Source organism: Streptomyces sp. NBC_01463, from assembly GCA_036227345.1.
Lineage (GTDB): Bacteria > Actinomycetota > Actinomycetes > Streptomycetales > Streptomycetaceae > Streptomyces.
Genome location: CP109468.1, coordinates 4,527,567 through 4,551,350 on the forward strand (window position 1 = coordinate 4,527,567; position 23,784 = coordinate 4,551,350).

General features: G+C 68.2%; 20 protein-coding genes. 10 read left to right on the forward strand and 10 right to left on the reverse strand.

The window, feature by feature from the left end; all coding sequences use genetic code 11:
• Nucleotides 1–25: 25 nt before the first annotated feature.
• Entirely contained in the window at nt 26–1,285 is a 1,260-nt protein-coding gene (locus OG521_19985; GenBank protein WUW22945.1) for an MFS transporter, read from the forward strand.
• A 96-nt stretch (nt 1,286–1,381) separates the two neighbouring features.
• Here OG521_19985 and OG521_19990 read toward each other — a convergent pair whose 3' ends face one another.
• Complete coding sequence (locus OG521_19990; GenBank protein ID WUW22946.1) at nt 1,382–2,833, reverse strand: CCA tRNA nucleotidyltransferase; 1,452 nt, start codon at nt 2,831–2,833, stop codon at nt 1,382–1,384.
• 181 nt (nt 2,834–3,014) lie between these two features.
• Between OG521_19990 and OG521_19995 the strand changes: the two genes are divergently transcribed.
• The 7 genes from OG521_19995 (at nt 3,015) to trxA (ending at nt 12,589) form a co-directional block, all read left to right on the forward strand.
• Complete coding sequence (locus tag OG521_19995) at nt 3,015–5,315, forward strand: DUF6049 family protein (GenBank protein ID WUW22947.1); 2,301 nt, start codon at nt 3,015–3,017, stop codon at nt 5,313–5,315.
• A gap of 49 nt (nt 5,316–5,364) precedes the next feature.
• A complete protein-coding gene (murJ, locus tag OG521_20000; GenBank protein ID WUW22948.1) occupies nt 5,365–7,524 on the forward strand; it encodes a murein biosynthesis integral membrane protein MurJ in 2,160 nt (719 codons plus the stop codon).
• Between the two features lie 128 nt (nt 7,525–7,652).
• Complete coding sequence (locus OG521_20005) at nt 7,653–9,374, forward strand: protein kinase family protein (GenBank protein WUW22949.1); 1,722 nt, start codon at nt 7,653–7,655, stop codon at nt 9,372–9,374.
• Between the two features lie 36 nt (nt 9,375–9,410).
• Nucleotides 9,411–10,181, forward strand: a complete 771-nt coding sequence (gene sigM, locus OG521_20010; protein WUW22950.1) for an RNA polymerase sigma factor SigM — start codon at nt 9,411–9,413, stop codon at nt 10,179–10,181.
• Nucleotides 10,178–11,122 carry a hypothetical protein gene (locus OG521_20015; protein WUW22951.1) on the forward strand — a complete coding sequence of 315 codons (945 nt, stop codon included), beginning with the start codon at nt 10,178–10,180 and terminating at the stop codon, nt 11,120–11,122. Before sigM ends, OG521_20015 begins: the two co-directional genes overlap by 4 nt.
• Nucleotides 11,123–11,254: 132 nt before the next feature.
• Nucleotides 11,255–12,217, forward strand: a complete 963-nt coding sequence (gene trxB / locus OG521_20020) for a thioredoxin-disulfide reductase (GenBank protein WUW22952.1) — start codon at nt 11,255–11,257, stop codon at nt 12,215–12,217.
• A gap of 42 nt (nt 12,218–12,259) precedes the next feature.
• The gene (trxA, locus tag OG521_20025) at nt 12,260–12,589 is read left to right on the forward strand and encodes a thioredoxin (GenBank protein ID WUW22953.1); all 330 of its coding nucleotides are present in this window, start codon (nt 12,260–12,262) and stop codon (nt 12,587–12,589) included.
• 80 nt (nt 12,590–12,669) lie between these two features.
• Here trxA and OG521_20030 read toward each other — a convergent pair whose 3' ends face one another.
• The 9 genes from OG521_20030 to rpmH all read right to left on the reverse strand — a co-directional run bounded on the left by OG521_20030 (nt 12,670) and on the right by rpmH (nt 19,478).
• A complete protein-coding gene (locus tag OG521_20030) occupies nt 12,670–13,287 on the reverse strand; it encodes a GNAT family N-acetyltransferase (protein ID WUW22954.1) in 618 nt (205 codons plus the stop codon).
• A gap of 220 nt (nt 13,288–13,507) precedes the next feature.
• The gene (locus OG521_20035) at nt 13,508–14,611 is read right to left on the reverse strand and encodes a ParB/RepB/Spo0J family partition protein (protein ID WUW22955.1); all 1,104 of its coding nucleotides are present in this window, start codon (nt 14,609–14,611) and stop codon (nt 13,508–13,510) included.
• Nucleotides 14,608–15,606 (reverse strand): ParA family protein, encoded by a 999-nt coding sequence (locus OG521_20040; GenBank protein WUW26737.1) that lies wholly within the window; start codon nt 15,604–15,606, stop codon nt 14,608–14,610. Before OG521_20040 ends, OG521_20035 begins: the two co-directional genes overlap by 4 nt.
• A gap of 370 nt (nt 15,607–15,976) precedes the next feature.
• Nucleotides 15,977–16,693: a 16S rRNA (guanine(527)-N(7))-methyltransferase RsmG gene (rsmG, locus tag OG521_20045; protein ID WUW22956.1), complete on the reverse strand. Its 717-nt coding sequence runs from the start codon at nt 16,691–16,693 to the stop codon at nt 15,977–15,979.
• 108 nt (nt 16,694–16,801) lie between these two features.
• A complete protein-coding gene (locus tag OG521_20050) occupies nt 16,802–17,311 on the reverse strand; it encodes a single-stranded DNA-binding protein (GenBank protein ID WUW22957.1) in 510 nt (169 codons plus the stop codon).
• Nucleotides 17,312–17,325: 14 nt separating this feature from the next.
• Nucleotides 17,326–18,588 (reverse strand): membrane protein insertase YidC, encoded by a 1,263-nt coding sequence (gene yidC, locus OG521_20055; GenBank protein WUW22958.1) that lies wholly within the window; start codon nt 18,586–18,588, stop codon nt 17,326–17,328.
• Between the two features lie 3 nt (nt 18,589–18,591).
• Nucleotides 18,592–18,951 carry a membrane protein insertion efficiency factor YidD gene (gene yidD, locus OG521_20060; protein ID WUW22959.1) on the reverse strand — a complete coding sequence of 120 codons (360 nt, stop codon included), beginning with the start codon at nt 18,949–18,951 and terminating at the stop codon, nt 18,592–18,594.
• Nucleotides 18,948–19,319, reverse strand: coding sequence for a ribonuclease P protein component (gene rnpA, locus OG521_20065; GenBank protein ID WUW22960.1), 372 nt, complete (start codon nt 19,317–19,319; stop codon nt 18,948–18,950). Before rnpA ends, yidD begins: the two co-directional genes overlap by 4 nt.
• A gap of 21 nt (nt 19,320–19,340) precedes the next feature.
• Nucleotides 19,341–19,478, reverse strand: coding sequence for a 50S ribosomal protein L34 (gene rpmH / locus OG521_20070; protein ID WUW22961.1), 138 nt, complete (start codon nt 19,476–19,478; stop codon nt 19,341–19,343).
• Between the two features lie 380 nt (nt 19,479–19,858).
• Between rpmH and dnaA the strand changes: the two genes are divergently transcribed.
• Nucleotides 19,859–21,661, forward strand: coding sequence for a chromosomal replication initiator protein DnaA (dnaA, locus tag OG521_20075; protein WUW22962.1), 1,803 nt, complete (start codon nt 19,859–19,861; stop codon nt 21,659–21,661).
• Between the two features lie 981 nt (nt 21,662–22,642).
• Entirely contained in the window at nt 22,643–23,773 is a 1,131-nt protein-coding gene (dnaN, locus tag OG521_20080; protein WUW26738.1) for a DNA polymerase III subunit beta, read from the forward strand.
• Nucleotides 23,774–23,784: the final 11 nt, after the last annotated feature.

Here is a 23,784-nt window from a genome sequence, read left to right on the forward strand (position 1 = left end):
CTCAACGTATGTGACCCTTGCTCCCATGCCCGTCGTGCGTGACCTGCGCGTACTCCTGCGCCTTCGGAACTTCCGCCGCCTGCTGGCCGTGCGGATCCTGTCCCAGTCGGCCGACGGCGTCTACCAGGTGGCCCTCGCGGCACACGTCGTCTTCTCCCCGGAGAAACAGGCGTCCGCCGGCGCCATCGCCTCCGCGATGGCCGTCCTGCTGTTGCCCTACTCGCTCATCGGCCCGTTCGCCGGGGTACTGCTGGACCGCTGGCCACGCCGCCAGGTCTTTCTCTACGGCAATCTGCTGCGCGCCGCACTCGCCTGCTGCACCGCGCTCCTGATCCTCGGCTCCGCCCCCGACTGGCTCTTCTACACCTCGGCCCTCTGCGTCACCGCGGTCAACCGGTTCGTCCTGGCCGGCCTCTCCGCAGCGCTGCCGCGTGTGGTCGACCGGGACCTGCTGGTACTGGCCAACTCGCTCTCACCGACCGCCGGCACCCTCGCCGCCACAGCGGGCGGCGGCCTCGCCTTCGCCGTCCGCCTGCTGCTGGCGGATTCCGATGCCGCGGTGGTGCTCCTGGGTGCCGGGCTCTACCTCGCCTCGGCACTGGCGTCCCTGAGCCTCGCCTCCGGGCTGCTGGGGCCGGACCGGAAAGACAAGCGCCTGCGGCTGCGCACGGCTCTGGCCACCACCGCCCGCGGGCTGGTCCATGGGGTGCGCCATCTGGCGGAGCGGAAGAACGCCGCACGGGCGCTCGCTGCCATGACGGTGATCCGCTTCTGTTACGGGGCTCTGACGGTCATGGTCCTGATGCTGTGCCGGTACGCCTGGGCCGACAACGACTCCGACGGGCTGGCCCTGTTGGGCCTGGCGGTGGGCGCGTCCGGTGCGGGATTCTTCGCCGCGGCCGTGCTGACCCCCTGGGCCGCGGGACGGCTCGGCAGGTTCCGCTGGATGGTGGTGTGCGCGGCGGCAGCCGCTGTACTCGTACCGGCTCTGGGTCTGTGGTTCAGGCCCGCGCCGATGCTCGTCGCCGCGTTCGTGCTCGGCCTTGTCACGCAGGGAGCGAAGATCGCGACGGACACGGTGGTGCAGACCGCGGTGGACGACGCGTTCCGCGGCAGGGTGTTCTCGCTGTACGACGTCCTGTTCAACGTGGCCTTCGTAGGCGCTGCGGCGGCCTCCGCCCTGCTCCTGCCGCCCGATGGCCGATCGCCCGTCGTGGTGATCGGGGTGGCGGTGCTCTATGCCCTCGTGGCCGTGAAGCTGTTCCGGTGGCGCAGGCAGGAGTGAGGGCGCTGTTTCACGTGAAACAGCGCCCTCGGTACAGCCGCCGGCGGTCATGTTTCACGTGAAACATGACCGCCGGCTCTCCAGGCAGAGCGGACCTCAACGGTCCTGGCTCTGCGTTTCCCACCACTTCTTGAGTTCGGCGACTGCGGCGTCATGCTCCATCGGCCCGTTCTCCAGCCGCAGTTCGAGCAGGAACGCATACGCCTTGCCGATGACAGGGCCCGGCGTGACGCCCAAGGTCTGCATGATCTCGTTGCCGTCCAGGTCCGGCCGGATCGCGTCCAACTCCTCCTGGTCCTGCAACTGGGCGATGCGCTCCTCCAGCCCGTCGTAGGTCCGTGAGAGGGCATTGGCCTTGCGCTTGTTCCGCGTGGTGCAGTCCGAGCGGGTCAGCTTGTGGAGCCGCTCCAGCAAGGGCCCGGCATCACGCACATAGCGACGGACCGCGGAGTCGGTCCACTCCCCGTCCCCGTATCCGTGGAAGCGCAGATGCAGCTCCACGAGCTTCGAGACGTCCTTGACCATGTCGTTGGAGTACTTGAGCTCGGCCATCCGCTTCTTGACCATCTTCGCTCCGACCACCTCGTGGTGATGGAACGAGACCCGCCCGTCCTTCTCGAACCGCCGGGTCCTCGGCTTGCCGATGTCGTGAAGCAGCGCCGCGAGGCGCAGAACGAGGTCCGGTCCGTCCTCCTCCAGCGCGATCGCCTGCTCCAGGACGGTCAGGGAGTGCTCGTACACATCCTTGTGACGGTGATGCTCGTCACTTTCCAGCCGGAGTGCGGGGAGCTCGGGGAGCACCTGCTCGGCCAGTCCCGTGTCCACGAGGAGGGCCAGACCCTTGCGGGGGTGCAAGGACAGCAGGAGCTTATTGAGCTCCTCCCGGACCCTCTCGGCGGAGACGATCTCGATCCGGCCCGCCATCTCCGTCATCGCGGCGACCACGTCCGGGGCCACCTCGAAGTCGAGCTGCGCGGCGAAGCGCGCGGCCCGCAGCATCCGAAGAGGGTCGTCGGAGAAGGAGTCCTCGGGCGTTCCGGGGGTGCGCAGCACGCGCTCCGCCAGGTCGTCGAGGCCGCCGTGCGGATCGACGAACTCCTTCTCCGGCAGTGCGACAGCCATCGCGTTCACCGTGAAATCGCGGCGGACGAGGTCCTCCTCGATGGAGTCACCGTAGGAAACCTCGGGCTTCCGTGAGGTCCTGTCGTACGCCTCGGACCGGTATGTGGTGACTTCGATCTGGTAACCGTCCTTCTGGGCACCCACCGTGCCGAAGGCGATCCCGACCTCCCACACCGAGTCCGCCCAGGGCCGGACGATCTTCAGCACGTCCTCGGGGCGGGCGTCGGTCGTGAAGTCCAGGTCGTTCCCCAGCCTGCCGAGGAGCGCGTCCCGGACCGAACCGCCGACCAGCGCGAGACTGAATCCGGCATCCAGGAATCGGCGGGCGAGATCATCGGCGACCGGGGACACCCGCAGCAGTTCACTGACTGCGCGGAGCTGCACCTGGGTCAGGGCGCTGGGGTTGTCTTCGTTGGCGTTCGGCACAACAGAAAAGGGTACGTGCCCGGACCGGCCCGGGCGTCATGGTTTCCGTCGGCCCTGCGAGACTCTCCCGATCATGTGGCGCACTCCCCGGCACTTGGTCACGGCGCACATCGTTACCATGCGGGGACGCAGCAACGGACGACGATCGACAGCAGCCGACGATGACGAGGGACGGGTACGCGTGGCCGAGGCGGCAGACATCCAGGGGATGAGTCCCTCTCCTGCCCGCCGGTGGCTGCGGCGCACAGCCTCCGCGCTCGCCGGGGCTCCGCTCGTCGCCGCGGTACTGGCAGGCGTGGCCGCCCCGCAGGCGCAGGCCGGCGCGGTGACCAAGGCTCCGCCCACGGGGTCCAGCACCGTTTCCGTGGCGTTGGACACCCTGACGCCCAGCGCCCCCGTGAAGGGGGACACACTCACCGTCTCCGGGACCCTGACCAACAAGGGCAAGGAGACCGTCACCGACGCGCAGGTCGATCTGCGAGTCGGTCCGCGGCTGTACAACAGGACCTCGATCGACGCGGCCGCCCGGCGCACCGGGTACATCCCCGGAACCGATCCCTATCCGATCGGCGGCAAGTACACCGTCGAGATCAACAAGCTTCCTTCGGGCATCAGCCAGGACTTCTCGCTGTCCGTGCCCGTCAGCAAGCTGGAGCTCGGCGACGACGGCGTCTACCAGCTGGGCGTCTCCCTGACGGGCCGGACGTCTCACGCCCAGTACGACCAGGTGCTCGGCATCAAGCGGACCTTCCTGCCCTGGCAGAGCGAGGACCGGGAGACCAAGACCGGGATCAGCTACCTCTGGCCGCTGATCGCATCGGCCCACCTCACCGCGGAGACGGGCTCCGACGAGCAGCAGACGCCGGTGTTCGCCGACGACGACCTGGCCGGCGAGATCGCGCCGGGCGGCCGCCTCGAACAGATGGTGTCGCTGGGCAGTCAGCTGCCCGTTACCTGGGTCATCGATCCGGATCTGCTGGCAAGTGTCGACGCCATGACCAAGAGTTACCGGGTCAAGTCCGGTGACACCACGGTCGCCGGGACGAACCAGACCGTGGCCAAGAAGTGGCTCACCTCGCTGGAAGCGGCCGTGGCCGATGGGAAGGTCGTCGCGCTTCCCTTCGGAGACCCCGACCTGGCGTCGATCGCACACCGCGGCAAGAACGTGTCGGGCACGCTCCGCCACCTCCAGACCGCCAGTGAGGTCGCCGGGACGACGGTGGAGACCATCCTCCACATGAAGCCGTCGACCGACTTCGCCTGGCCCGTCGACGGTGCGATCGACCCGTCGATCGTCGACGTGGCCACCTCCGCCGGCGCTCACAACGTGATCGCGCGCAGCGACAGCCTTCAGGAGACGGCCGGCCTGCCGTACACGCCGAACGCGGCCCGGCCGATCGGCGGCGGTACCACCGCGGTGGTCTCCGACGCCCGGCTCTCCACGGCCTTCCAGGGCGACATGGCAGACGCCGGGAACTCCACGCTCGCCGTGCAGAAGTTCCTCGCCCTCACCCTGGCCCTGTCCGAACAGGACACGGACAAGGACCGGAACATCGTCGTCGCCCCCCAGCGCATGCCGACGATCGCCCAGGCCCAGTCGATGGCCCGTGCCCTGCACGCTCTCGACGACGACCGCTGGACGCAGTCCCGGACCCTGGTCCAGGCCGCGGCGGCGAAGCCCGACGCAGAGGCCACCACGGCGGTCCCCCGGGCGTCCCAGTACCCCAGGAAGCTCCGCAGCCAGGAGCTGCCCACCCAGGCCTTCCAGGACATCAAGTCCACCCAGGCCTCGCTCGACGACTTCCAGGTCATCCTCACCCAGCCCGAGCGGGTGGTGACCCCCTTCGGCAACGCCGTCAACCGGTCCATGTCGACGTCGTGGCGGGGCAAGCCCCTGGAGGCGCAGCAGTACCGGGACTCGGTGCGCACCTACCTCCAGGGCCTCATCAGCGAGGTCCAGCTCATCTCGAAGTCGGACGTCACGCTGTCGGGCCGCAGCGCCACGATCCCCGTGACGGTGCAGAACAGGCTTCTCCAGGACGTCGATCACCTGGTGCTCCGGCTGAGGTCGGAGAACGCGACGCGTCTCGAGCTCAACGACGGCGGCGCGGTGGCTGAGCAGCCGATCCAGATCGGCGCCGGCCACAGCCAGTCCGTGAAGTTCGACGCCGCGGCCAAGATCAACGGCCAGGTGCAGATGACGGCGCAGCTCTACACGGAGGACGGGAGGCCGTACGGCGCGGCGATGCCCTTCACCGTGAAGGTGTCCGAACTCACTCCGACCGTGCTGCTCGTGATCGCCGGCGGACTGCTGCTGCTGGTCCTTGCCGGCATCCGGATGTATGCACATCGCAAGCGTGCGAACGCGGGCGGCGCGGCGGGCGACGACGGCAGTGAACCCGAGCAGCCGAGTGACCCGACGCCGGACACCGGTCCCGAAAGCACGGAGCCGTCGGGCACGGGTGAGAAAGTGGACCGTTGAGCGATGTCTGTCGTGGCCGGTCGGCCGGGGACGATGAGGTGGGGTTTCGATGAACGCGCCGTACGACGGTGACCGCGGTCAGGGTACGGGCGGAGCTGGGTCTTCCGGCGGACCACCGGTACCCCCTGGGCCGGAGCAGGTGCCACAGGCACCCGACCCCTATCTGCAGGCGGCGTACGACTACGACCCCTACCGGGCACAGGATCTCTCCGCCCAGGACCCGGTGAGCGAGGCGCTGTACGACCGCGCCGCGCATCCGCCGCCGCCCCCCGGGACCTACCAGCAGCCGCAGCCGCTCTACCAGCAGCCGCCGGCCGCTCCGTACCCGCCCGATCCCCGGATCTGGGCACAGACCCCGCCTCCCGAGCCCGACGGTCCTTCGCGTCATCTGCCGTACGGGGACGACGCCGCGACCACGCAGTTCGTGGGTGTGGACGATCTCGTCACGCAGGCGTCGACGAACAATGAGGAGCCGGACGCCTTCGCGCACCTCTTCCGGGACCAGGAGGGCCCCGCGGGATCCCCGCCCCCCTCCCAGCCGGAGCCTGCTCCCGCACCCGCCCCGGCGAAGTCCGGCGGTGGCCGGGCGTCCAGTCTGCTGAAGTCCAGTGCGGTCATGGCCGCCGGAACCCTCGTCTCACGCCTCACCGGGTTCGTTCGCAGCCTGGTGATCACCGCGGCGCTCGGCGCGGCCCTGCTCGGCGACAGCTTCACGATCGCCTACACACTGCCGACGATGATCTACATCCTCACCGTGGGCGGCGGTCTCAACTCCGTCTTCGTCCCGCAGCTCGTCCGGTCGATGAAGGACGACGAGGACGGCGGCGAGGCCTACGCGAACCGGCTGCTGACCCTCGTGATGGTCGCGCTGGGCCTGATCGTGGCCGTCGCGGTCTTCGCAGCGCCCTTCCTCATCCGGCTGATGTCGTCGACGATCTCCAACGATCCCGCGGCCAACAACGTGGCCACCACGTTCGCCCGGTACTGCCTGCCCACCATCTTCTTCATGGGTGTGCACGTCGTCATGGGCCAGATCCTCAACGCCCGCGGGAAGTTCGGCGCGATGATGTGGACCCCGGTCCTCAACAACATCGTCATGATCTTCACGTTCGGCCTGTTCATCTGGGTCTACGGCACGTCGCACGAGTCCCACATGGGCGTCGACACGATCCCGCCGGAAGGCGTCCGGCTGCTGGGCATCGGTACGCTGCTCGGCCTGGTCGTCCAGGCCCTGGCCATGATCCCGTACCTGCGCGAGGCCGGGTTCCGCTTCCGTCCGCGCTTCGACTGGAGGGGCCACGGGCTCGGCAAGACGGTCAGGCTGGCGAAGTGGACGGTGCTGTTCGTCCTCGCCAACCAGGCCGGTGTGCTGGTCGTCACCCAGCTCGCCACTTCCGCGGGCAAGGCGTCCGGCCAGAACGGGGCGGGCTTCCTCGCCTACTCCAACGCCCAGCTGATCTGGGGCATGCCGCAGGCGATCATCACCGTGTCGGTCATGGCCGCGCTGCTGCCGCGCATCTCCCGTGCCGCCCACGACAACGACCCGGGCGCGGTCCGCGACGACATCTCCCAGGGCCTGCGCAACTCCGCCGTGGCCATCGTGCCGGTCGCCTTCGGCTTCCTCGCCCTGGGCGTGCCGATGTGCACCCTGCTCTACGCCTCCAGCGGCCCCGAGGCAGCCCGCTCCATGGGATTCATCCTGATGGCCTTCGGTCTCGGCCTGATCCCCTACTCGGTGCAGTACGTGGTGCTGCGCGGGTTCTACGCGTACGAGGACACCCGCACCCCCTTCTACAACACCGTGATCGTCGCCCTGGTCAACGCGGCGGCCTCGGCGATCTGCTACGTCGTGCTGCCCGCCCAGTGGGCCGTGGTGGGCATGGCAGCCTCCTACGGGCTCGCCTACGCCGTCGGCGTCGGTATCGCCTGGCGGCGGCTTCGCAACCGCCTCGGTGGCGATCTGGACGGCGCCCATGTCGTGCGCACCTACGCCCGGCTCTGTCTCGCCGCTCTCCCCGCCACCGTGCTCGGCGGCGTCGTGGGATTCGGTCTGCTCCACGTGCTGGGCGACGGAGCCTTCAGCTCGCTCGTCGCGCTGATCTGCGGTGGTGCCATGCTGCTGGGAGTGTTCTTCGTCGCGGCGAAGCGCATGCGGATCGAGGAGATCAACGGCATGGTCGGCATGGTCCGAGGACGGCTCGGCCGCTGAGGATGGCCGGCCCGCACAACCATCGCCGGTCTCCGCGTGTCGTGCATGGTGCCGGAGTATGGGCACAATTGGCGTGACTGTGCAGAGCTGGCTGGCATCGCGCAACGGATGGGGAGGCAGGAACGACCGTGGCGGAACGTAGCACGGCTGCCGTCGACGTGGCCGACAACAGCGGGGACGAACCGCTGGCCGCCAAGGCGGACGAGGCCACGACCGACGGCACGGCAGAAGCTCAGGATTCGACGAGCACAGGCCATGAGGAAGCGGAGGAGGAGCCGGGCGGCTCCGATGTCTCCATGTCCTCGCCTGATCTCCACAGCGGGCACAAACTCGCCGGCCGCTACCGGCTGGAGGAGTGCGTCACCCGTCTGGACGGATTCAGCAGCTGGCGCGCTGTCGACGAGAAACTGCGGCGCGCTGTGGGCGTCCATCTCCTGCCCGCCGACCATCCACGGGCCCGCTCGGTGCTGGCTGCGGCCCGTTCCTCGGCGCTCCTCGGCGACCCCCGCTTCGTGCAGGTCCTCGACGCGGTCGAGGAGAACGACCTCGTCTACGTCGTCCACGAGTGGCTTCCGGACGCCGTAGAGCTCACCGCTCTCCTGGGCGCCGGCCCGATGGACGCCCACGACGCCTATCAGCTCGTCAGCCAGCTCTCCCAGGCCATGGCAGCAGCGCACCGCGAGGGCCTGGCCCATCTGAGGCTCACGCCCGGAGCGGTGCTGCGCAGTTCCTCCGGCCAGTACCGCATCCGTGGTCTTGCGGTGAACGCCGCACTGCGGGGCATCACCTCCGACGGACCCCAGCGGGCCGACACCGAGGCGATCGGCGCCCTTCTGTACGCGGCGCTGACCCGGCGCTGGCCGTACGAGAGCGATGCCTACGGCCTCACCGGGCTCCCCAAGGGTGTGGGCCTGATCGCACCCGACCAGGTGCGGGCCGGAGTCCACCGCGGGCTCTCCGAGATCGCCATGCGGGCGCTCGCCAACGACGGAGCCACGGCCTCCCGTCAGGAGCAGCCGTGCACCACACCGGACGAGCTCGCGAAGGCCGTCGCTGCGATGCCGCGCATCCGCCCGCCCGAGCCCACGTTCACGGCTCCGCCCGACTACCAGCGGACCACGTACCAGCAGGGCACCTACGGACGCCCGGCCGGGCCCGGCGGCAGCGTCCCTCAGCCCGTGCTCGCCACACCTCCCGCCCCTCTCCAGAGCCGCACCGGAAAGGCCCTCAAGTGGGCCGTGTCCGCGCTGCTCATCGCGGCGCTGGGGCTCGGCAGCTGGCAGCTCGCCGAGACGCTCCTCGACCGCGACAACGGCTCCAGCGACCCGGGAACCACCCAGACCAACCCGGAGAACGGCGACGAGCCGAAGCCCAAGCCGCCCGCCACCCCTCTGAAGATCACCGACGCCGCGGAGTTCATGCCCAGCGGTTCAGGGATCAAGCAGGAGCAGGTACCGAACACGATCGACGGCAAGCCGGGCACCTCGTGGGTCACCCCGCGGTACCAGGGCTACCCGAACTTCGGCAACATCGTGGCCCGCAAGGACGGCAGCGGGATAGTCGTTGACCTGGGCAGCGTGAAGGACGTCTCGGGCATCGACGTCACCATGTACCGCAGCGGGCAGAAGACGGAGGTGCTGGCAGCCGACGAGAACGCCTCCGCACCCTCGTCCCTGTCGGACTTCCCGCAGCGCCTCACCCCGCTCGCCACGGCGGGAAGCAGTCTCAAGGAATCCCTCGCCAAGCCGGTACGGACCCGCTACGTCCTGATCCACGTCACGGAACTCCCTCAGGACGACACCGGGAGTGGCTATCGCGGAGGAATTTCGGAGATCTCCGTTCTCGGCTGACCGGCCCTCCCCCTGCCCACCTGAACCGTGATAGACATGCGGACCTTGATTCAGCGAGGGAGGGAGGGGGAGGTGGCCGCCGAGCCGTCGGGACAACTCAGCGACTCAGACCTCCTCGCTCGCCACGTAGCCGGTGAACCCGATGCCTTCGGCGAGCTCGTACGACGTCATCGCGACCGGCTGTGGGCCGTGGCGCTGCGCACCCTGGGCGACCGCGAGGAAGCGGCCGATGCCGTGCAGGACGCCCTGATCTCCGCCTTCCGCGCCGCCCACACCTTCCGCGGCCAGTCCGCCGTCACCACCTGGCTGCACCGCATCACGGTCAATGCCTGCCTGGACCGGGTCCGCAAGGCCTCCTCCCGGAAGACCGCACCGGTCGACGACCCGGAACGGCTCGACCAGCTCATGGAGCCGCACGAGTCCGCCGAGGCGCCGGCCGAGCGTCAGGACCTCCACCGCGAGCTGTTCGCTGCCCTCGCCACTCTCCCCGTCGAACAGCGCGCCGCGCTCGTCCTCGTCGATATGCAGGGATACCCGGTGGCCGAGGCCGCCGACGTACTCGATGTGCCTGTCGGCACCGTGAAGAGCCGCTGCGCGAGGGGCCGCGCCAGGCTGGCTCCTCTGCTCACCCATCTCCGCGGCGGAAACAGCGACAGAAGCGGAACCGGCGATAGCCCGGGGCAGGAACAGGGCCAGGAGACGGCAGGGAACCGGACGCCGAGAACATCCGTCCCACCGGCAGCGGCACCGAGAGACGCAGAGACGACTGATCCAGCAGCAGCGAAGGGCGGAGGTGGACACGCATGACATCGACGACCGACACGACCCGGCACCCGGACGTCTCGGAGATCTCCGATCTCACCGAAGGTCTGCTCTCCCCGTCCCGCACGGCTCATGTCCAGCATCACGTGGAAGGCTGCGAGCTCTGCGCCGAGGTGCACACATCGCTCGTGGAGATCCGCGATCTTCTCGGCGCTCTGCCCGCCCCGGAGCCCATGCCCTCCGACATCGCAGACCGCATCGACGCCGCGCTCGCTCTGGAAGCCCAATCCATACATACAGCGGTGCCGGAAGCGGCCACCGATGTTTCACGTGAAACCGAGCCCTCTGCCGCCATTGCCTCCCCGGAGGTCACAGACCGCCCCGCCGGACACCCGCGCGCTGCGACAGGTCCCGGCCGTCGTCCGGCACGGCGACGGCGGCGCACCGCAGTGCTCGGTGCAGCCCTCGGCGCTGCCGTGGTCGGCGTGAGCATCTTCCTGCTGCAGAACGTCCAGTTGTCCCAGAGCAGTGACGACAACACCGTCATGGACCGCGGGTCTTCCCTCTCGGAGACCGGCACGGACACGTTCTCGCAGTCCACGCTCGAAGAGCAGGTCTACGACCTCCTGGGCTCCCACACGGACGCTGCCAGCCCGCAGGACAGCAGCGGCGACAAGGAGGCTCCTTCCCTCGGCACGAAGTCCTCGCCGAAGAGCACGTCGACGACGTCCGCATCGCCGCAGTCCCCGCTCCGGGCGCCCTCCGTGAGCGTCCCTTCCTGTGTGGAGCAGGGAATCGGCCGGAACACCGGCGCCCTCGCCCTGGAGCGCGGCACGTATGAAGGTGCTGATGCCTTCCTCGTCGTGCTGCCCCACCCCACGGACGCCGGCCGGGTCCAGGCCTATGTCGTCGACGCGGCATGTGTCGGTGCCGAGCCCCCGGCCAAGGGGAAGCTCCTGCTGACACACACGTACGCACGCCCCTGAGGACCACGCCGGATGCCGCCCGGCACGTCGGGAATGCATCCCCCGTAGGATCCGTTGGGTGGGGTGAGAGTCGTTGAACCGACCCCAGTAGGCGTGGACAGTAGGCAGTCTGCAGAGACGAGGAAGAATCCCGTGAGTGACGTGCGTAATGTGATCATCATCGGCTCCGGCCCCGCGGGCTACACAGCCGCCCTGTACACCGCGCGCGCCTCACTGAAGCCGCTGGTCTTCGAGGGCGCCGTCACCGCCGGCGGTGCGCTGATGAACACCACCGACGTGGAGAACTTCCCCGGTTTCCAGGACGGGATCATGGGCCCGGAGCTCATGGACAACATGCGCGCCCAGGCCGAGCGCTTCGGCGCGGAGCTCATTCCGGACGACGTGGTCGCCGTGGACCTCACCGGTGACATCAAGACGGTCACCGACACAGTCGGCACGGTGCACCGCGCCAAGGCCGTCATCGTCACCACCGGCTCGCAGCACCGCAAGCTCGGTCTGCCCAACGAGGACGCCCTCTCCGGACGCGGCGTCTCCTGGTGTGCGACGTGTGACGGGTTCTTCTTCAAGGACCAGGACATCGCCGTGGTCGGCGGTGGCGACACCGCGATGGAAGAGGCCACGTTCCTCTCCCGCTTCGCCAAGTCGGTCACCATCGTCCACCGCCGTGACTCCCTGCGTGCCTCCAAGGCCATGCAGGAGCGCGCGTTCGCCGACCCCAAGATCAAGTTCGCCTGGGACAGCGAGGTCGCCGGTGTCCACGGTGAGCAGAAGCTCTCCGGTCTGACCCTGCGCAACACCAAGACCGGCGAGACCTCCGAGCTCCCCGTGACCGGCCTGTTCATCGCCGTCGGCCACGACCCGCGCACGGAGCTCTTCAAGGGCCAGCTCGACCTCGACGACGAGGGCTACCTCAAGGTCGCCGCTCCGTCGACGCGCACCAACCTCACGGGGGTCTTCGGCGCCGGCGACGTCGTCGACCACACCTACCGGCAGGCCATCACCGCTGCCGGCACCGGCTGCTCCGCCGCTCTCGACGCCGAGCGCTTCCTGGCCGCGCTCGCCGACAACGAGAAGGCCGCTGCGGCCGCCGTCTGATCCACGCCTTACCCCACACCCCGCGAAGTTAAGGAGGCCGCCGTGGCCGGCGCCCTGAAGAACGTGACCGACGACTCGTTCGACGAGGTCGTCCTGAAGAGTGACAAGCCCGTACTGGTGGACTTCTGGGCTGCCTGGTGCGGCCCGTGCCGTCAGATCGCCCCCTCCCTGGAGGCGATCGCGGCCGAGCACGGCGAGATCGAGATCGTCAAGCTCAACATCGACGAGAACCCGGCCACCGCTGCCAAGTACGGCGTCATGTCCATCCCGACGCTGAACGTCTACCAGGGCGGCGAGGTCGCCAAGACGATCGTCGGCGCCAAGCCGAAGGCCGCGATCCTCCGCGACCTCGAAGGCTTCATCAGCGAATAAGTCAGGACCGCAGTCCTGTTGTTTCACGTGAAACGGGCGCACCCCCCCTCGCAGGGGGTGGGCCCGTTTCACGTTCGGGCTCACAGCGGCCGGAGCGCGGGCTCCTTCTGTACGGCCCCGAGCAAACGGTCCAGGGCCATCTCGACATCTTCCTTCCACGAAAGCGTCGTACGCAGCTCAAGCCTCAGCCGCGGATGCACCGGGTGGGGCCGTACGGTCTTGAATCCCACCGCCAGCAGATGGTCCGCAGGCAGCACACAGGCAGGCTCCTTCCAGCGGGCGTCCCCGAATGCCTCGATCGCCTTGAACCCCCGCTGGAGCAGGTCCTTGGCCACCGTCTGCACCATGACCCGGCCCAGCCCCTGGCCCTGGTAGCCCGGAAGGATCAGGGCGGTCATCAACTGGACGGCATCGGGGGAGACGGGGCTCGTCGGGAAGGCCGTGGACCGCGGCACATAGGCGGGCGGAGCGTAGAGGACGAAGCCGACCGGCACATCGTCGACGTAAACCACGCGTCCGCAGGAACCCCACTCCAGCAGGACCGCGGAGATCCAGGCCTCCTTCTCCACCTCGGGCTTCCCGCCCTTGACCGCGGCCTCTCCACGCACCGGGTCAAGCTCCCAGAACACACACGAGCGGCAGCGCCGGGGGAGATCAGTCAGGTTGTCCAACGTGAGCGGTACGAGCCGACGCCCCATGAAGGCTGTTCCTCACTTCCCTCACCCACCGCATCGCGCGACGGCCGGTGCACTCCGATCACGGAGGTGGATCAATTGGGTGTGCCCTACCAGAACGCATCGTATCCACCCGGGGATCAAGCCGACACCGAGAGAAAGCAAAGGGCGACCGGGGGAACGCAAAGAGCGGGCTGTCCTCCGTCACCGACCGGAACACAACCCGCCCTCAGCGCTCAGAGCGTCAGCTCTCGTCGTCCTCGGACGCTTCCTCCTCCGACGGGGCACGGTCCAAGACACGGCCCTCACCCGGCGCGAGGCTGTTGAGGATGCGGTCCAGATCCTCCATCGAGGCGAACTCGACGACGATCTTCCCCTTCTTCTGCCCGAGGTCGACCTTCACCCTGGTCTCGAACCGGTCGGAGAGCCGCGACGCCAGGTCGGTCAGCGCCGGCGACAGCCGGCCACCGGCCCGAGGACCCTTGGACCGTGTGGTGCTCGTGGGCCTGGAGCCCATGAGCGTCACGATCTCCTCGACCGCACGCACCGAAAGCCCTTCGGCCACGATGCGGTGCGCCAGCTTGTCCTGCTCCTCGGAGTCATCCACCGACAGCAGCGCCCGCGCATGTCCCGCGGACAGCACCCCGGCCGCGACCCTGCGCTGGACCGGCGGCGACAGCCGCAGCAGACGCAAGGTGTTGGACACCTGCGGCCGCGAACGCCCGATCCGGTCGGCCAGCTGGTCGTGGGTGCACTTGAAGTCCTTGAGGAGCTGGTCGTACGCGGCCGCCTCCTCCAAGGGGTTCAGCTGAGCCCGGTGAAGGTTCTCCAGGAGCGCGTCCAGAAGGAGCTTCTCGTCGTCCGTGGCCCGGACGATCGCAGGGATCTGCTTGAGCTCGGCCTCCCGGCAGGCCCTCCAGCGCCGCTCACCCATGATGAGCTCAAAGCGTCCGGTCCCCGACTTCCGGACCACGACGGGCTGGAGAAGACCGACCTCCTTGATGGAGGTGACCAGCTCGGCGAGCGCGTCCTCATCGAACACCTCGCGGGGCTGACGAGGGTTCGGTGTGATCGAGTCGATGGGCAGCTCGGCGAAATAGGCTCCCGCCACCTCGGCCGGCCCATCGGTCCCGTCGGACACCGACACAGGGCTGCTCGGCTCCGGCACCACAGGGCCCGAGCCGAGGGTGGTCACCTTCGCGACGGCCACGCCCCGCTCGGACGTCAGCACCGGTCGTGTTCCGGGCGTGGACGTACCCATCCCGGCCGACGGCACCTGCTTCTCCTGCGGAGCGGCGGGGATCAGGGCACCGAGCCCACGCCCCAACCCTCTACGACGCTCACTCACTGGATCCCCTCCGAAGTATTCTGCTGGCTGTTCCGACTGCCCGTGTGGGCATGCTGGGCCTCGTACTGGACCCCGACCCCGCGCAGCGCGATCTCGCGAGCCGCTTCGAGGTACGACAGGGACCCGCTCGAACCCGGGTCGTAGGTCAGTACGGTCTGCCCGTAGCTGGGAGCCTCGGAGATCCGCACCGAACGGGGAATGCTGGTCCGCAGCACCTCCTTGCCGAAGTGGCTGCGCACCTCCTCGGCGACCTGCGACGCGAGCCTGGTCCGGCCGTCGTACATGGTGAGCAGGATCGTCGACACATGGAGATCGGGGTTGAGATGTCCCCGCACCAGGTCGACGTTGCGCAACAGCTGGCCCAGCCCTTCCAGCGCGTAGTACTCGCACTGGATAGGGATCAGCACCTCCGCGCCGGCCACCAGAGCATTCACCGTCAGCAGGCCGAGCGAGGGCGGGCAGTCGATCAGGATGTAGTCGAGAGGCTGCTCGTACGCCTGAATCGCTCGCTGCAGTCGACTCTCCCGCGCCACCAGCGACACCAGCTCGATCTCCGCACCGGCGAGATCGATGGTCGCCGGGGCGCAGAAGAGACCTTCGACGTCCGGAACGGGCTGAACCACGTCGGAGAGCGGCTTGCTCTCCACCAGGACGTCATAGATAGAGGGGACTTCGGCATGGTGGTCGATGCCCAGCGCCGTAGAGGCGTTCCCCTGCGGGTCGAGGTCGACCACCAGAACGCGGGCACCGTGGAGTGCAAGCGACGCGGCAAGGTTGACCGTCGAGGTGGTCTTACCCACCCCACCCTTCTGGTTGGCCACCACCATGACCCGCGTCTGGTCAGGCCGCGGCAGCCCCTCACCGGCACGGCCGAGGGCCTCCACCGCCAGCTGGGCCGCACGGCCAATAGGTGTGTCATCCATCGGCGGCGGTGTTTCACGTGAAACACCGTCCCCCGCCGATTCGGATCGGGGACCGGGGACCGGATCGGTCATCGGTCCCGCGATGTTGGCGTCGGACCGCAAGGATTCACTCTCCTCGACTTCAGGCTCGCAATGAACAGAGCCTGCCATGGTTTCGGGGTCGTGAACCAGCGAGGCCCGCTCTTCTGTGGATGAATCCACTTCTGTGGACAACTCCGTAGCCCTAACGGGCCTGCGATGGCGAGGGGTGGCGGCCGCACGACCGCGGCCGATGATTCCATGCAGCAGAGAGCGACGTTTCACGTGAAACACGATGCCCCTGCAGCGTAGCTACAGGGGCACGACACTCCGCACGGGGTACGTACAGCTCGTTGGTTGACACATGGCCGAGACCGGGACTAAACGGTGCGTAACGGTCAGATGCGCAGCGTCATCGCGTCACTCAGCGGCGACGACGGGTCCGGCTGACCCTCGCGGCCCTGGCTCGCTTCGTCGCGAACCTCACTCCGCCGGGGCTCTCACCCACCACCACACGCACCACGGTGGACAGCGGGTCGACGACGCCTTCGCCCACGTGGAGCACCTCGGTCTCCACGACCCCGAGCTTGCTGAGGGCCGCTCGTGCGCCGTTGATCTCCTCCTCGGCGGTATCACCCTTGAGCGCCAGCATCTCCCCGTAGGGACGCAGCAGCGGCACTCCCCAGCCCGCCAGGCGGTCCAGCGGGGCCACCGCGCGAGCCGTCACCACGTGCACCGGCTGAAGTGTCCCCAGAACCTCCTCGGCCCGGCCGCGGACGACCGTCACATGCTCCAGGCCCAGCAGCTCGACGACCTCCTGGAGGAAGTTGGTCCGTCGCAGCAGCGGCTCAAGCAGGGTGATCTTCAGATCCGGGCGCACCAGCGCCAGCGGAATCCCCGGAAGCCCCGCGCCGGAACCCACATCGCAGACCGTGACCCCCTCGGGCACGACCTCGGAGAGCACCGCACAGTTCAGCAGGTGCCGCTCCCACAGCCGAGGGACCTCCCGCGGGCCGATCAGCCCTCGCTTGACCCCCGCATCTGCCAGCAGTTCCGCGTACCGGACGGCTTCGGGAAAGCACTCACCGAACACCTCCCGGGCCTCGTCGGGCGCCTGGGGAAGCGCTACTTCCTCCGTCACGGGAACCGTCCTTCCATACCGCATTACCGCACCATGGGTGGCTGACTATCAGGCTGACAAAGATCGGCCCCGCCTGCGAACAGACGGGGCCGACTGGAGAGGATCCGGTCAGGCCGGCAGGACGACGACGAAGCGCTGCGGCTCCTCGCCCTCCGATTCGCTGCGCAGACCCGCGGCCGCGACCGCGTCGTGCACAACCTTGCGTTCGAACGGCGTCATCGGGTCCAGCTTCACCGGCTCACCGGTGCTCTTGACCTCGTCCGCGGCCTTGGCACCCAGCTCCGCGAGCTCCGTGCGCTTCTGCGCCCGGAAGCCCCCGATGTCGAGCATCAGACGGCTCCTGTCACCGGTCTCCCGGTGGACGGCCAGCCGCGTCAGCTCCTGGAGTGCCTCCAGCACCTCACCGTCGCGGCCCACGAGCTTCTGCAGTTCACGTGCCGATTCACTGATGATCGAGACCGCGGCCCGGTCCGCCTCGACGTCCATGTCGATGTCGCCGTCCAGGTCGGCGATGTCGAGCAGGCCCTCAAGGTAGTCCGCTGCGATCTCCCCTTCCTGCTCGAGGCGGGTCAAGGTGTCGCTGCCCTCAGCGGCCGTGGAGGTGGTGCCTTCCGTCACGGATGGACTCCTTCTTACTTCTTGGACGGGTGCTTGGGCCGCTGCGGGCCCTTGCGCTGTCCGGACTTGGCTTGGCGTGAGGAGCCGGACGCGGGCTTGGCCGCCGGCTTGGGCTTGTCGTCCTGGGGGGCGCTCTTCTCCAGGGAGGTCTTGGACTCCGACTCGCTGGAGTCGGCGTCCTTGGCTCCGCCCTGGTGGCCCGCACCGGTCTGGCGCTTCGCCTTGGTCTGGCGCTTGGGCTGCTGACGGCGCTGGGCCGCTCCACCCTCGGCCTCGGCCACGGCGGTGTCGCTCTTGACCACCGAGCCGTCCTCCTGGGGAGCGAGGCCGAGCTTGGCGAGGCTCGTGACGAACTTCCGCTCGATGTCATTGCGGTCCGGGCCCTTGGACACGATCCGCTTGACGGTGTTGCGCCGGGTCCGGCCGCGCACCTCGCCGTGCGTGGTGACGCTCTTCAGTAGACGGCCGAGGTACTGCTCCTGCGCCTTGCTGCCCGGGGTGGGGTTCTGGTTGATCACGTACATCTGCTGACCCATGGTCCAGACGTTCGTGGTCAGCCAGTAGACGAGGACACCGACGGGGAAGTTGATGCCCATGACGGCGAAGATCAGCGGGAAGATGTACATGAGCATCTTCTGCTGCTGCATGTACGGCGTCTTGACCGTCAGGTCGACGTTCTTCGTCATCAGCTGGCGCTGCGTGAAGAACTGCGAGGCCGACATCATCACGATCATGACCGCGGTGACGACCCGCACATCCGTGAGCGAAGCGCCCAGGGCTTCGACCTTGTCCGCGCTGTCCATGAACTTGGCGGCCAGCGGAGCACCGAAGATGTGCGCCTGACGCGCGCTGTCCAGCAGCGACTGGTCGATGACGCCGATCTTCTTGTTCGACGCGATGGCCGAGAGCACGTGGTACAGGGCGAAGAAGAACGGCGACTGCGCGATGATCGGCAGGCACGAGGAGAGCGGGTTGGTACCCGTCTCCTTGTACAGCTTCATCATCTCTTCGGACTGACGCTGCTTGTCGCTCTTGTAGCGCTCCTGGATCGCCTTCATCTTCGGCTGGAGCACCTGCATGTTCCGCGTCGACTTGATCTGCTTGACGAACAGCGGGATCAGACAGATACGGATCAGCACCACGAGGGACACGATGGAAAGACCCCAGGCCCATCCCGTGTCAGGGCCGAAGATCGCCCCGTACAACTTGTGGAACTGGACGATGACCCAGGAAACGGGCCACGTGATGAAGCTGAACAGACTGGCAATCGTGTCCACTAATCAGGCTCCTTGAGCATTGGGCGAAGTCTCTGCGGCCGAGCTCGGGAGATCGTTGACCGATCCCCCGGGAGGCACATCAGCGGCGGAGTCCCCGCCCTTGCTGCCGCGCATGGCACTGCGCAGCAGTTCGTGCCAACGCGGACGTTTGCGTGGGGGAACGTGATCCACGCCGCCGGGTGACCACGGATTGCACCGCAGGATGCGCCAGGCTGTCAGCGCCGTTCCCTTGATCGCTCCGTGCCGGTCGATCGCCGTATATCCATAGTGGGAACACGACGGGTAGTAACGGCAGACAGGCCCGAGAAGTGGGCTGATCGTCCACTGGTACAGCTTGATGAGAGCCAGCAGCGGGTACTTCATCGCGCGCCCCCTCCCAGCAGCCGCTGAAGAGCGGCATCCAGGTCTCGGGCCAGCTGTTCATGGTCGGCGTCACCCGAACCGGGCAACGCACGTACGACAACCAGGCTACCGGGGGGCAGCAGGGCGAGCCGTTCGCGGACCAGATGGCGAAGCCTGCGCTTCACCGCTGTGCGGACGACCGCACCACCCACTGCTTTGCTGACAACGAAACCCGCACGCGGCGGGGGAGCAGTCTCCCCAGTCACGTGCGGGTCCGTTGCACCGCTACGCAGATGGACGACGAGCAGCGGGCGGCCGGCCCTGCGTCCTCGTCGTACCGCGGTCGCGAAGTCCTCGCGCCGCCTCAGCCGATTCTCGGTAGGCAGCACGTCATGACGACCTGTACGCGATCAGGCGGACAGGCTGGCGCGGCCCTTGCCACGGCGGGACGCGAGGATCGCGCGGCCGGCACGGGTCCGCATACGCAGGCGGAAACCGTGGGTCTTCGCGCGACGACGGTTGTTCGGCTGGAAGGTGCGCTTGCTCACTCGGGGGCTCCAGTAATGATCGTGTATTGGCGGGACATCGCCTGGCTGTCACCGTGCGCCCACGAGAGACTCGCGTAAACGCCCTAGTTGCACCGCTTCACAATCACAGATCGTGATCTTTGCCCATCGGAGGCAGGCGGCAGCAGCCATCGACAACTCGACCTGGTCACGGTACGCGCGGCTACGCCATCCGGTCAAACCGACCCTGTCGGACCCCCCATTGTGCACAGCCTGTGGACAACGACTTGAACCGCACGGGTCGGCCCGCCTACCGTGGCTGAACCCCGGTTCTTTTTCTTCCCGCCTGCCGGTCCTCACCCATCCCGACCCATACGTCCCGAGAAACACACATTCGTGGGACCAGCGAGAGAGCGTGCCTTGTGGCTGACGTACCTGCCGATCTTGCCGCAGTGTGGCCACGAGTGCTTGAGCAACTCCTCGGGGAGGGCCAGCAGGGCATCGAGCCGAAGGACAAGCAGTGGATCGAGCGCTGCCAGCCGCTCGCACTGGTCGCCGACACCGCCCTGCTCGCCGTCCCCAATGAATGGGGCAAGCGCGTCCTGGAGGGCCGGCTCGCCCCGCTCATCAGCGAGACGCTGAGCCGCGAGTGCGGCCGGCCGATCCGGATCGCGATCACGGTCGACGACTCCGCGGGCGAACCGCCGAACCCGCCGGCCCCGCCGATGCACCAGTCCCAGCAGCCGCAGCAGCATCGCTACCAGGGACCGCAGCACGACGAGCGGCAGCACAACGACGGGTACGACGGCTACGGCCACCGGCCCTCGGACGACGGAATGCCGACGGCCCGGCCCGCCTACCCCGACTACCAGCAGCAGCAGCGCCCGGAACCCGGCGCCTGGCCGCGCACCCAGGAGGACCTCTCCTGGCAGCAGCCCCGGCTCGGCGGATTCCAGGACCGCGATCCGTCCGCCGACCAGTGGCGCGAGCCGTACGGCGGCCGCCCCCAGCAGCAGCCGCAGCACGACTACCGTCCGCAGCCGCCCGAGCGCCAGGGGTACGAGTCCCAGCGCCCCGAGCGCCACGACATGCAGGAGCCGCAGCACCGGCAGGGCGGCGGTACCGGCCGGCCCGGCGGCGGCACCGGTCCGATGGGCGCACAGCCCGCACCGGCACCCGGCCCCGGCGAACCGCACGCGCGGCTGAACCCGAAGTACCTCTTCGACACCTTCGTCATCGGGGCGTCGAACCGGTTCGCGCACGCCGCGGCCGTCGCCGTCGCCGAAGCACCCGCGAAGGCGTACAACCCGCTCTTCATCTACGGGGAGTCCGGGCTCGGCAAGACCCACCTGCTGCACGCCATCGGGCACTACGCCCGCAGCCTCTACCCGGGCACCCGGGTGCGGTACGTGAGCTCGGAGGAGTTCACCAACGAGTTCATCAACTCGATCCGCGACGGCAAGGGCGACACCTTCCGCAAGCGGTACCGCGATGTCGACATCCTGCTCGTCGACGACATCCAGTTCCTGGCGAGCAAGGAGTCGACGCAGGAGGAGTTCTTCCACACCTTCAATACGCTTCACAACGCCAACAAGCAGATCGTGCTGTCCTCGGACCGCCCGCCCAAGCAGCTGGTGACGCTGGAGGACCGGCTGCGGAATCGATTCGAGTGGGGTCTGACCACCGATGTGCAGCCTCCGGAGCTGGAGACGCGGATCGCGATCCTGCGCAAGAAGGCGGTGCAGGAGCAGCTGAACGCTCCGCCCGAGGTCCTGGAGTTCATCGCCTCCCGCATCTCCCGCAACATCCGTGAGCTGGAGGGCGCTCTCATCCGGGTGACGGCCTTCGCCAGCCTGAACCGTCAGCCGGTCGACCTCGGGCTGACCGAGATCGTGCTTAAGGACCTGATCCCGGGCGGCGAGGACGCGGCTCCGGAGATCACGGCGCCGGCCATCATGGCGGCGACCGCCGACTACTTCGGTCTGACGGTGGAGGACCTCTGCGGATCCTCGCGCAGCCGTGTGCTGGTGACGGCACGCCAGATCGCCATGTATCTGTGCCGCGAGCTGACGGATCTGTCACTGCCCAAGATCGGGGCGCAGTTCGGCGGCCGTGACCACACGACGGTCATGCACGCCGACCGCAAGATCCGCGCGCTGATGGCGGAGCGGCGCTCCATCTACAACCAGGTCACCGAGCTCACCAACCGCATCAAGAACGGCTGACGGGGCGCCATACCGTCTCCCGCAGGCACCGGAAGGGCGTTGTGCGGACTCTCCAGGAGTCCGCACAGCGCCCTTCTCGCATCTCCCGGAGCGCCTCCCTCACGTCTCCGGAAGCCCTCCCGGCGTCCGCCGAAGCGCCCTCGACCGCTCCCGGAGGCCCTTCCCGGCGCTCCGGGCGGTCCCGAAGAGGGGGCGCGGCCGCCCGCGCTGTTCGAATACCTGCTGGGTTACGGCTGTTCTCCACAGATCTGGGGAGAATTTTCCCTCCACAGCCTGGGGATCCAAAAGTTGTCCATACTGCTTCCACAGGCGCGGCGTCCGATACTCCATCAGGCCAGCTCAGGAGCCTGGGGATTTGTGGTCAACAATGATCCACAGCCTGTGGACAAGTTTTTCGTCCACAGGGAGCGATCAAGGTTGTCCACCGTCGGCCCACAGGCGGGCCGCCGTTTTCCCCAGTCCGGACGGGCTTCTCCACACCGCTGTCCACTGTTCGGCAACGCAACACCCGCTTTCACCGCACCGAGTGAAAGGCGTCACACCAAGAGGGTCGGTTGGGCTGTGGGGAAGGTGGGTAAAGCTGGGGACAGGCCTGGGGAGAAACCCCCCTGCCCTGTGCATCGGTTGTGCAGAACTTTCGGGTGTCCACAGAAACCCCGGGTTGTCCACCGGTGCCACCCACAGGGTCGGTGGACAAAAAACAGGGTCTGACCTGCGAAAACGACGTTATCCACGGTTTCCACAGGCCCTACTACTACTGCCACCTATAGTTAGCCCGGAATCCGCTTCGAAGTGGGGCCTGTGCACAACTCGGCGCCGGAGCTCCCCGAACCTCTTGTCGCGACTTGACCCCGAGCAGCACCGAGTGTCGGTGCCGTACGTCAGACTGGTCCCCGGCGTCCTCCCCCGGCATCGGTGGAGCGACCCGACCAGACGACGAAGGCCAGCAGGGCGAGCGAGCAACAGCAGGAGGCGGTTCCGGTGAAGATCCGGGTGGAGCGCGATGTACTCGCGGAGGCTGTGGCCTGGGTGGCCCGTAGCCTCCCGGCCCGTCCGCCGGCGCCCGTTCTCGCGGGCCTTCTGCTGAAGGCTGAGGACGGAGCCCTCAGCTTCTCGAGCTTCGACTACGAGGTCTCGGCCCGGGTCTCGGTGGACGCCGAGATCGAGGAGGACGGCACGGTGCTCGTCTCCGGCCGGCTGCTCGCCGACATCTGCCGCGCCCTGCCCAACCGGCCGGTCGAGATTTCCACAGACGGTGTACGGGCGACCGTCGCCTGCGGCTCCTCGCGGTTCACACTCCACACCCTGCCTGTGGAGGAGTACCCGGCACTCCCGCAGATGCCGACCGCGACCGGCACCGTGCCCGGTGAGGTCTTCGCCTCCGCCGCGGCCCAGGTCGCCATCGCCGCCGGCCGCGACGACACGCTGCCCGTGCTCACCGGTGTGCGGATCGAGATCGAGGGCGACACCGTCACCCTCGCCTCCACCGACCGCTACCGCTTCGCCGTCCGCGAGTTCCTCTGGAAGCCGGAGAACGCCGACGCGTCCGCCGTCGCCCTGGTGCCCGCCAAGACGCTGCTGGACACCGCCAAGGCGCTCACCAGCGGCGACACGGTGACGCTGGCGCTGTCGGGCTCCGGTGCCGGAGAGGGCCTCATCGGCTTCGAGGGCGCGGGCCGGCGCACCACCACCCGACTGCTCGAAGGCGATCTGCCGAAGTACCGCACGCTCTTCCCCACCGAGTTCAACTCGGTCGCGGTCATCGAGACGGCCCCCTTCGTCGAGGCCGTCAAGCGTGTGGCCCTGGTCGCCGAGCGGAACACCCCGGTGCGGCTCACCTTCGAGCAGGGCGTGCTGATCCTGGAAGCGGGTTCCAGCGACGACGCACAGGCTGTGGAGCGCGTCGACGCGGTGCTGGAGGGCGACGACATCTCGATCGCCTTCAACCCGACCTTCCTGCTGGACGGCCTGAGCGCCATCGACTCCCCGGTCGCCCAGCTCTCCTTCACGACGTCCACCAAGCCCGCGCTGCTCAGCGGCCGGCCGGCCGTGGACGCCGAGGCGGATGATGCGTACAAGTACCTGATCATGCCGGTCCGCCTCTCCGGCTGATCCGGTCACCG

What these genes read in the sequence shown, in the direction of transcription:
- sigM (WUW22950.1), top strand. Translation starts at nt 9,411, where the DNA reads ATGCGGACCTTGATTCAGCGAGGGAGGGAGGGGGAGGTGGCCGCCGAG.
- OG521_20015 (WUW22951.1), top strand. Translation starts at nt 10,178, where the DNA reads ATGACATCGACGACCGACACGACCCGGCACCCGGACGTCTCGGAGATC.
- OG521_20030 (WUW22954.1), bottom strand. Translation starts at nt 13,287, where the DNA reads ATGGGGCGTCGGCTCGTACCGCTCACGTTGGACAACCTGACTGATCTC.
- yidD (WUW22959.1), bottom strand. Translation starts at nt 18,951, where the DNA reads ATGAAGTACCCGCTGCTGGCTCTCATCAAGCTGTACCAGTGGACGATC.
- murJ (WUW22948.1), top strand. Translation starts at nt 5,365, where the DNA reads ATGAACGCGCCGTACGACGGTGACCGCGGTCAGGGTACGGGCGGAGCT.
- OG521_20040 (WUW26737.1), bottom strand. Translation starts at nt 15,606, where the DNA reads ATGACCGATCCGGTCCCCGGTCCCCGATCCGAATCGGCGGGGGACGGT.
- OG521_19985 (WUW22945.1), top strand. Translation starts at nt 26, where the DNA reads ATGCCCGTCGTGCGTGACCTGCGCGTACTCCTGCGCCTTCGGAACTTC.